Origin of the sequence: Streptomyces sp. SBT349, from assembly GCF_001083795.1 — a bacterium.
In the GTDB taxonomy this organism is placed as follows: Bacteria; Actinomycetota; Actinomycetes; order Streptomycetales; family Streptomycetaceae; genus Streptomyces.
Genome location: NZ_LAVK01000330.1, coordinates 1 through 8,225 on the forward strand (window position 1 = coordinate 1; position 8,225 = coordinate 8,225).

Annotated in this window: 7 protein-coding genes; all 7 read left to right on the top strand. The window is 74.3% G+C overall.

Annotated features, from left to right (window positions below; genetic code table 11):
• The first annotated feature begins 161 nt into the window (after positions 1-161).
• The 7 genes from ADY01_RS28895 to ADY01_RS28925 all read left to right on the top strand — a co-directional run bounded on the left by ADY01_RS28895 (position 162) and on the right by ADY01_RS28925 (position 8,222).
• Positions 162-3,038 (top strand): Na+/H+ antiporter subunit A, encoded by a 2,877-nt coding sequence (locus ADY01_RS28895; protein WP_063784396.1) that lies wholly within the window; start codon positions 162-164, stop codon positions 3,036-3,038.
• A 7-nt stretch (positions 3,039-3,045) separates the two neighbouring features.
• Positions 3,046-3,522, top strand: a complete 477-nt coding sequence (locus tag ADY01_RS36405; RefSeq protein ID WP_063784397.1) for a sodium:proton antiporter — start codon at positions 3,046-3,048, stop codon at positions 3,520-3,522.
• Positions 3,519-5,033 carry a proton-conducting transporter membrane subunit gene (locus ADY01_RS28905; protein WP_049579372.1) on the top strand — a complete coding sequence of 505 codons (1,515 nt, stop codon included), beginning with the start codon at positions 3,519-3,521 and terminating at the stop codon, positions 5,031-5,033. Before ADY01_RS36405 ends, ADY01_RS28905 begins: the two co-directional genes overlap by 4 nt.
• On the top strand, positions 5,030-5,605 hold the full coding sequence (locus ADY01_RS28910; protein WP_053171310.1) for a Na+/H+ antiporter subunit E: 576 nt from the start codon (positions 5,030-5,032) through the stop codon (positions 5,603-5,605). The genes ADY01_RS28905 and ADY01_RS28910 overlap by 4 nt, the downstream gene beginning before the upstream one ends.
• A complete protein-coding gene (locus tag ADY01_RS28915; RefSeq protein ID WP_049579374.1) occupies positions 5,602-5,868 on the top strand; it encodes a monovalent cation/H+ antiporter complex subunit F in 267 nt (88 codons plus the stop codon). Before ADY01_RS28910 ends, ADY01_RS28915 begins: the two co-directional genes overlap by 4 nt.
• Entirely contained in the window at positions 5,865-6,224 is a 360-nt protein-coding gene (gene mnhG, locus ADY01_RS28920) for a monovalent cation/H(+) antiporter subunit G (RefSeq protein ID WP_234320452.1), read from the top strand. The genes ADY01_RS28915 and mnhG overlap by 4 nt, the downstream gene beginning before the upstream one ends.
• Before the next feature lie 366 nt (positions 6,225-6,590).
• Positions 6,591-8,222, top strand: a complete 1,632-nt coding sequence (locus tag ADY01_RS28925; RefSeq protein WP_049579376.1) for an alkaline phosphatase D family protein — start codon at positions 6,591-6,593, stop codon at positions 8,220-8,222.
• Positions 8,223-8,225 lie beyond the last annotated feature (3 nt).

Here is an 8,225-nt window from a genome sequence, read left to right on the forward strand (position 1 = left end):
TCGCTCCACCGGCCCCACTGTCCCGCCCTCCCCGGCGCGCTGACACCCGTTCAGCGCGCCGGGTCTGTTACATCTCACCGGCACAGGGAACCCGCGGGTGGCCGAGGTCGCGGTGGACGACGAGGTGAACGAAGCAGAGGACGACGCGAAGGAGCGACCGCGTGCTGGTGCTGGTGGCCCTCCACCTCGTGGGTGCCGCGCTGCTCCCGCCGCTCGCCCCCCGCCTCGGCCGCACGGTGTGGGCCGTCGCCGCGCTCCCCTCCCTCGCCACGCTGGCCTGGGCGATCGTCCGCGCCCCCCGCGTCCTGGACGGCCACCCGGTGGACGCCACCCTCTCCTGGGCCCCCACGCTCGGGCTCCGCCTGGACCTGCGGCTCGACCCGCTGGCCCTGGTGATGGTGCTGATCGTCTCGGGCGTCTGCGTCCTCGTCCTCGCCTACTCCGCCTCCTACTACGGCAGGCGGCACGCGGGCCGCGAGGCCGCGCTGCTGACCGCGTTCGCCGGGGCGATGCTCGGCCTCGTCCTCGCCGACAACCTGCTCCTGGTCTACGTCTTCTGGGAGCTGACGACCATCGTCTCCTTCCTGCTGATCGCCGGGCCCAAGAGCGACCCCAAGCGGCGCAAGGCCGCCGAGCAGGCCCTGCTGACCACCGTCCTCGGCGGCCTCGCCATGCTGCTCGGCCTGGTGGTCCTCGGTCATGAGGCGGGCACCTACCGGCTCTCCGCGGTGCTGGCCGACCCGCCGCGCGGCGGGGCCGTCTCCGTCGCGCTGGTGCTGATCCTGCTGGGCGCGTTCACCAAGTCCGCGCAGGTGCCCTTCCACTCCTGGCTGCCCGCCGCGATGGTCGCGCCGACGCCGGTCAGCGCGTTCCTCCACGCCGCCGCCATGGTCAAGGCGGGCGTCTACCTGGTGGGGCGGCTGGCGCCCGGCTTCGCCGAGGTGCCGCCCTGGCGCCCGCTGGTCCTGACCTTCGGCACCGTCACCATGGTCCTGGCCGCCTGGCGCGCGCTGCGCGAGACCGACCTCAAGCGCCTCCTCGCCTACGGCACCGTCAGCGAACTCGGCCTGCTCACCGCCCTGCTCGGCGCGGGCACCCGCACCGCCGCCCTGGCCGGGATCACCATGCTGCTGGCCCACGCCCTGTTCAAGTCCAGCCTCTTCCTGGTCACCGGCGTGATCGAACGCACCGCGGGAACGCGCGACCTGCGCCGCCTCTCCGGGCTCGGCGCGCGCCTCCCCGCGACCTGCGCGGTCGCCGTCCTCGCCGCCGCCTCCATGGCCAAGCTGCCGCCGCTGCTCGGCTACCTGGCCGAGGACGCCCACTACGAGGCGTTCCTCTCCGGGAACGTGCCGGGCGAGGGCTGGGCGCTGGCCGGGGTGCTGACCGGCTCCATCCTCACCGTCGCCTTCACCGGCCGCTATCTGTGGGGCGCGTTCGCCGTCAAGCCGGTGGGTGAGCAACTCGCCACCCAGGAGGGCCGGGTGCCCCGGATCCGCTCCCCGCTGCGGCTGCTCGCGCCCCCCGCGGTGCCCGCCGCGCTCGGCCTGCTCACCGGCGTCTGGGCGGGCGGCGCCGACGCGCTGACCACCCCCTACGCCCACGCCTACCCGGGGGGCGGCGGAGGCGCCTACCACCTGTCGCTGTGGCACGGGTACACCGCCGCGACGCTGCTGGCCTGGGCCACCCTCGTCGCCGGCGGCGCGCTGCTCGCCCTCGGCCGGCGGCTCGGCCCGTTGCACCGCTCCCTGCCACGGCTGCCCGACGCGCAGATCGGCTACCGGCACACCATCAGGGGCCTGGGCGAATTCTCCGTGCGCTTCACCCGGTTCACCCAGATCGGCTCCCTGCCCGCCTACCTCACGGTGGTGCTCGCCACCGTCATGCTGCTGACCGCGGGCGCCCTGCTGGCCGGGGCCTCGCCCATCGGCGAGGTCCGCTGGTGGCGCACCGCCGCGGAGGCGCCGCCCGCCCTGATCGCCCTGGCCGCCGCCGTGGGCGCCACCCTGAGCAGGCAGCGGCTCGCCGCGGTCCTGCTCACCGGGGCCGTCGGCTACGGCGTCGCGGGCCTGTTCGTCGTGCAGGGGGCGCCGGACCTGGCGCTCACCCAGTTCCTCGTGGAGTCGCTGACCCTCGTCGTCATGGTGCTGCTGCTGCGCCAGCTGCCGCCCCGGTTCACCCCGGAGCGGCCCACCGCGCTGGCCCGCTGGCTGCGTGGCGCCGTCGCGCTCGCGATCGGCGCGGTGGTCGCGGTGTTCGCGCTGGTCACGACCAACGACAGGCGTCAGGGATCCACGGCTCCCGACTTCCTCGCCCACCTCGCGGAGACCGCCAGCAGCAACGCCGTCAACGCGATCATCGTGGACTTCCGCGCCCTGGACACCGTCGGCGAGATCTCCGTCCTGCTGGTCACCACCATCGGCGTGGTCAGCCTCGTCCGCATCTGGGGAGGCGAGGGCGCCGAGCCAGGACAGTCCGCCCCCGTCATCGGCCCCGACGAGCCCCCGGGGCCGAGGCGCGAGGCGGGGATCGCCGAACGCTCCCCGGCCGCCCACTGGGACCGGCCGCGCCAGCGCTGGCTGCCGGGCGTCGGCGAACGCCCCGGCACCGAGCGGTCCCTGCTGCTGGAGATCCTGGCCCGCACCCTCTTCACCTCCATCGTCGTCCTGTCGCTCTTCCTGCTCTTCTCCGGCCACTACCGGCCGGGCGGCGGCTTCGCGGGCGGGCTGACCGCGGGCCTCGCGTTCGTGCTGCGCTACCTCGTCGGCGGACGCGCCGACCTCGGCCTGGCCGCCCCCGTCGACCCCGGGTTCGTGGCGGGCGGAGGGCTGGTCGTCGCCGCGGGTTCCGGGCTGCTGTCCCTCGCGTTCGGCGCAGAGCCCCTGTCCGCCGCGGTCTGGGAGTTCCACGCGCCGCTGCTCGGCGCGGTGCACGGCAGCACCAGCCTCGTCCTCGACATCGGCGTCTACCTGCTGGTCGTGGGCGTGATCCTCAAGCTGATCGCCGCCGCGGGGCCGACCGTCGCCGAGAGCAGGTGAGCGCCCGGTGAACACGACCGCCCTCGACTGGACCATGGCCGTCACCGTCGGCGGCCTGTTCGCCACCGGCGTCAACCTGATGCTGCAACGGTCCCTCACCCGCGTTCTCCTCGGCTTCATCATCCTGGGCCACGGCACCAACCTGCTGCTGCTCGCGGCCGGAGGCCACGGCGACCCGCTGCCGCAGGCCATGGCCCTGACCGCCATCGTCATCACCTTCGGCGTCACCACCTTCCTGCTCTCCCTCGCCTACCGCTCCTGGCGGCTGTCCGGGCACGACGAGGTCCGCGACGACCTGGAGGACCGCCGCCTGGGGACCGTCGGGGAGCGCGACGACGCCGAGCCCGCCGCGATGCCCCCGGGTGCGGGCGGGCACGCGTACGCCGGTGGCGCCGACGACACCGAGGACGTGGACGACGTCGACGACATCGACGACGTGGACAGCGACGACGAGGCCGCCGACGGGGAGGGGCGGGCCCGATGACCCTGCTCATGATCGGCCCCGTGCTGCTGCCGCTCCTCGCCGCGGCCGTCTCCCTCGCCCTCGCCCGCACCTCGGCCGCCCAGCGCGTCCTGACCGTGGTCGTGCTCACCGCGGTCCTCGCCGACGCCGTCGCCCTGCTGATCATCGTGGACCGCGACGGCACCGCCGTGGTCGCCGTCGGCGGCTGGGCGCCGGGCCTCGGCATCGCCCTGGTGGCCGACCTGCTGTCCGCGCTGCTGCTGACCGTCGCCGTGCTGGTGGCGCTCGCCGTGCTCCTGTTCGCCCTCGGCCAGGGCACCACCGACCGCCCGGCCAGGACGGTCACGCCGTTCCACCCCGCCTATCTGCTGCTGGTCGGCGGCGTCGGCCTGGCGTTCCTCACCGGCGACCTGTTCAACCTGTTCGTCGCCTTCGAGGTCATGCTCGCCTCGTCCTACGTGCTGATCACGCTCAACGCCGGGGAGGGGCGGGTCGTGGCCGGGATGACGTACACCATGACCAGCCTCACCTCCTCGCTGCTCTTCCTCACCGCCGTCGGCCTGGTCTACGCGGCCACCGGCACCGTCAACCTCGCCGAACTCGCCGAGCGCACCGGGGGCCTCTCCGACGGCGTCCGCTCCGCGCTGGCCGCGTTCCTCCTGGTCGTCTTCGGCATCAAGGCGGCCGTGGTGCCGCTGCACTTCTGGCTGCCCGACAGCTACCCGACCGCCCCCGCGCCCATCACCGCCGTCTTCGCCGCGCTGCTCACCAAGGTCGGCGTCTACGCGATGATCCGCACCCAGTCGCTGCTCTTCCCGCGCGAGGGCACCTGGTGGCTGATCGGCTGCGCCGCGATCCTCACCATGCTGGTCGGCATCCTCGGCGCGATCGCGCAGGACGACATCAACCGGCTGCTGTCGTTCACGCTGGTGAGCCACATCGGGTTCATGCTGTTCGGGCTCTCGCTGTTCGACCTGGCCGGGTTCACCGGCGCGATCCTGTACATCATCCACCACATCGTCGTCCAGGCATCGCTGTTCCTGGTCACCGCGCTGGTCGAGAGCCGCACCGGCACGGCCGCGCTGCACCGGATCAAGCCGACCCCCGGGACCGCCCCCCGGGGCGGGGGCGCGCGGCTGCTGGCGGGGGCGCTCTTCCTGGTGCCCGCGCTGAGCCTGGCCGGGCTGCCGCCGTTCTCCGGCTTCATCGCCAAGCTCGCCCTGCTGCGCGCCGCCGTCCTGGACGGCGGCGCCATCGCCTACACCCTGGCCGCCACCGCGCTGGTCACCAGCCTGCTCACCCTCTACGCCATGGTCCGCGTGTGGCGCGTGATCTCCGTCTCCCTGATCGCCGCTGCGGAGACCACCGGCGGCAGGACCCTCACCGTGGGAACGACCGCGGGCATGGTCGCCGTCGGCCTGGCCATGGCCGCCTGCGCGGGCCCCCTGGTCGCCCTCACCGAGCGCGCCGCCGACGACCTGTCCCGTCCCGGCGACTACCGCGACGCCGTCTTCGCCGAGGAGCCCCGATGACGCGCCGCCCCGGGAACCGCCGTCCCTGGAACCGCCGTCTGATCGCGCTGCTGTGGCTCTGGCTGCTGTGGATCATGCTCTGGGGCTCGGCCGGGGGCACCGTCGTCCTGGGCGGCCTGCTGATCGCCGCGGGCGTGCTGGGCACGTTCTGGATGCCGCCCGTCCGCAACCGCGTGGCGGTCCGGCCGCTGCGGCTGCTCGGGCTGGCGGGCCACCTCCTGGTCGACCTCGTCGTCTCCGCCGTCGCCGTCGGCTGGGCCGCCGTCCGCCACGGGCCGCGCGCCCCCTCGGCGGTGATCGAGGTCCGACTCGCCGAGGACAGCGACCTGTTGATCGCCGTCATCGCCTACCTCACCACCATGACCCCCGGCAGCCTGGTCCTGGAGCTGGACCGGGACCGGCGCCTGCTCTACGTCCACGTGCTGCCGGTGGCCGGGCCCGCGCAGGCCGAGGCCCACCGCCGCGCCGTCGGGAAGGCGGAGCGCGCCGCGGCCCTGGCGATCAGGGACAGCGAGAACCACCGCGCCGACCGGCCCGAGGACCGCCGCGACCCCCCGGAGGAGCGCCCGTGAACGCCATCTACCTCGTCACCTTCGTCCTGGTCTCCGTCTCCGCCCTGCTGACGGTGGTGCGCCTGCTGATCGGCCCCGGCGTGCTGGACCGCATCGTGGCGCTGGACGTGCTGGTGACCCTGATCGTGGCCGCCGTCGCCGTCGGCATCGCCCGCCGCGACACCGGGTCCTCCGTTCCGCTGCTGCTGGTGCTCACGCTGCTCGGCTTCATCGGCTCGGTCACCGCGGCGCACCTGGTCGAGGAGCGGGAGGACATGCGGTGAGGATCCTGCTCGACACCGTCTCGGCCGTCTGCCTGCTGACCGGCGCCGTGTTCTGCGTGCTGACCGCCGTCGGCCTGCTCCGCTTCCCCGACCCGATCTGCCGCCTGCACGCGGCGGCCAAGGCCCAGACCCTCGGGGTGCTGCTGGTGCTCGTGGGCACCGCCCTCCAGGTCAGGGTGGGATACGCGGTGACGCTGGTGCTGGTCGCCCTGTTCCAGATCGCCACCGTGCCGGTGGTCGGCCAGATCGTCGGCCGCACCGCCTACCGCACCGGCGCCGTCCACCGGGAGGGCCTGGTCACCGACGAGCTGGAGGAACGGCTGACCGCGGACGAGAACGCGCGGGACGCACCCTAGTTCGGCGGCCCCGGGTCCCGGCTGCCCCCCGGTTTCCGGCCGTGTCCGGCGGGGGCAACCGCGCCTCGCCGACGGCCGCCGAACGCGGCGGACCCCCGCCAACTCGCCCCGGCCCGGCCGCCGCAGCGGGGCACCGTCAACTCCCCGGCCGCCCTCGACACCGGCGGCCGAGCCCGGCGGGGCCGTTCCCACCCCGCCTCCACGGCGCGTTCGGCGCGGCGTAACGATCCGTATGACAAGCAGACCTCCCCGTCGCCGCGTTCCTCGAAAGGTGGTGAGACGTAGGGCGAGCCTCCACCTGAATGTCACCGCCCCCCGCGATCGTGGCGGCCCGTCATCCACCGTGTACAGACGGGCAGGTCCTCGATGAATCTCAGCAGACGACGCCTCCTGGGCAGCGCCGGGGTGGGGGCCGGGGCCGCCGCCCTCGGCCTCCACGCCGCCGGCTTCAGCTCCGGCACCGCCTGGGCCACCCCCCGTTTCTCCGGCGACCCCTTCCGCCTGGGCGTCGCCTCGGGCGACCCCCTGCCCACCGGCGTCGTCCTGTGGACGCGCCTGGCCCCAGAACCGCTGGCCCTCGACGGCCGCGGCGGCATGCCCGAGCGGTCGGTCACCGTCGAGTGGCAGGTCGCCGAGGACGAGAGGTTCGGCCGCGTCGTGCGGGCCGGGGAGGTGGCGGCCGTCCCCGAACTCGGCCACTCCGTCCACGTCGAGGTCGACGGGCTCGCCCCCGGCCGCGGGTACTGGTACCGGTTCCGCTCCGGGCGCGAGCTCAGCCCCGTCGGCCGCACCCGCACCGCCCCCGACCCCCTCGCCGCGATCACGGGACCGGCCACGGACCCGGCCGCCGTCTCGTTCGCCTTCGCCTCCTGCCAGTGCTGGTACGACGGCTTCTACACCGCCTACCGGCATATGGCGGCGGAGGACCTCGACTTCGTCGTCCACCTCGGCGACTACCTCTACGAGTCGGGCGTCGGGCCCACCGCCGGGGTGCGCTGCCTCGAACTCGACGCCTCCTTCCAGCGCGAGACCTACACCCTGTCCGAGTACCGCAACCGGCACGCGCTCACCCGGCTCGACGCCGATCTCCAGGCCGCCCACCGGGCGTTCCCCTGGATCCTCACCTGGGACGACCACGAGGTCGAGAACAACTGGGCCGCGGACGTGGCCCAGTGGGACTCCGACGGCTTCCCGGACGCCGACCCCGAGGCGTTCCGCGCCCGCAAGGCCGTCGCGTTCCAGGCGTACTACGAGCACCTGCCGCTGCGCCTGCCGCAGCGGCCCGACGGCGCCGACGTGCGCATGTACCGGCGCCTCGGCTTCGGCGGCGTCCTCGACCTGCACGTCCTGGACAGCCGCTCCTACCGCGACGACCAGGTCTGCGGCGACGGAACGAAGCCGGGCTGCGACGTGGAACGCAGCGACCCGGCCCGCACGATGCTCGGCGCGGAGCAGGAGGCGTGGCTGCTCGACGGCGCGGCGCGCTCGGGCGCCACCTGGAACGTTCTCGCCAACCAGACCCTCGTCGCCCAGGTCGATCAGGACCCCGACCCGGCGGTCCTCGCCTCGGGCCTCGACATGTGGGACGGCTACACGGCCGCCCGCGACCGGCTGCTGACCGGCCTGTACGAGCGCGGCGCCGCCAACCCCGTGGTCCTCACCGGCGACATCCACCGCAGCGTCGTCGCCGACCTGAGGCTCGACTTCGCCGACGAGGCGTCCCCGGTGGTGGCCACCGAGTTCGCCGGGACCTCCATCAGCTCCGGCCGGGACGGCGCGGCGATGGACCAGGTCGGGTACGACTGGATGGCCCCGGGCGTCAACCCGCACCTCAGGTGGCACAACGCGCAGCGCGGCTACACCGTGCTCCGCCTGACCTCGGACGAACTGCGCGCCGACTACCGGGTCGTGCCCTATGTCACCGTCCCCGGCGCCCCCGTCGAGACGGCCGCCGCCTTCACCGTCGAGCCCGGACGCCCCGGCGCCCAGCCCGCCTGATCC

Bases quoted from the DNA above. Each gene is read 5' to 3' on its own strand.
- ADY01_RS28905 (WP_049579372.1), top strand. From the start codon at position 3,519: ATGACCCTGCTCATGATCGGCCCCGTGCTGCTGCCGCTCCTCGCCGCG.
- ADY01_RS28910 (WP_053171310.1), top strand. From the start codon at position 5,030: ATGACGCGCCGCCCCGGGAACCGCCGTCCCTGGAACCGCCGTCTGATC.
- ADY01_RS28925 (WP_049579376.1), top strand. From the start codon at position 6,591: ATGAATCTCAGCAGACGACGCCTCCTGGGCAGCGCCGGGGTGGGGGCC.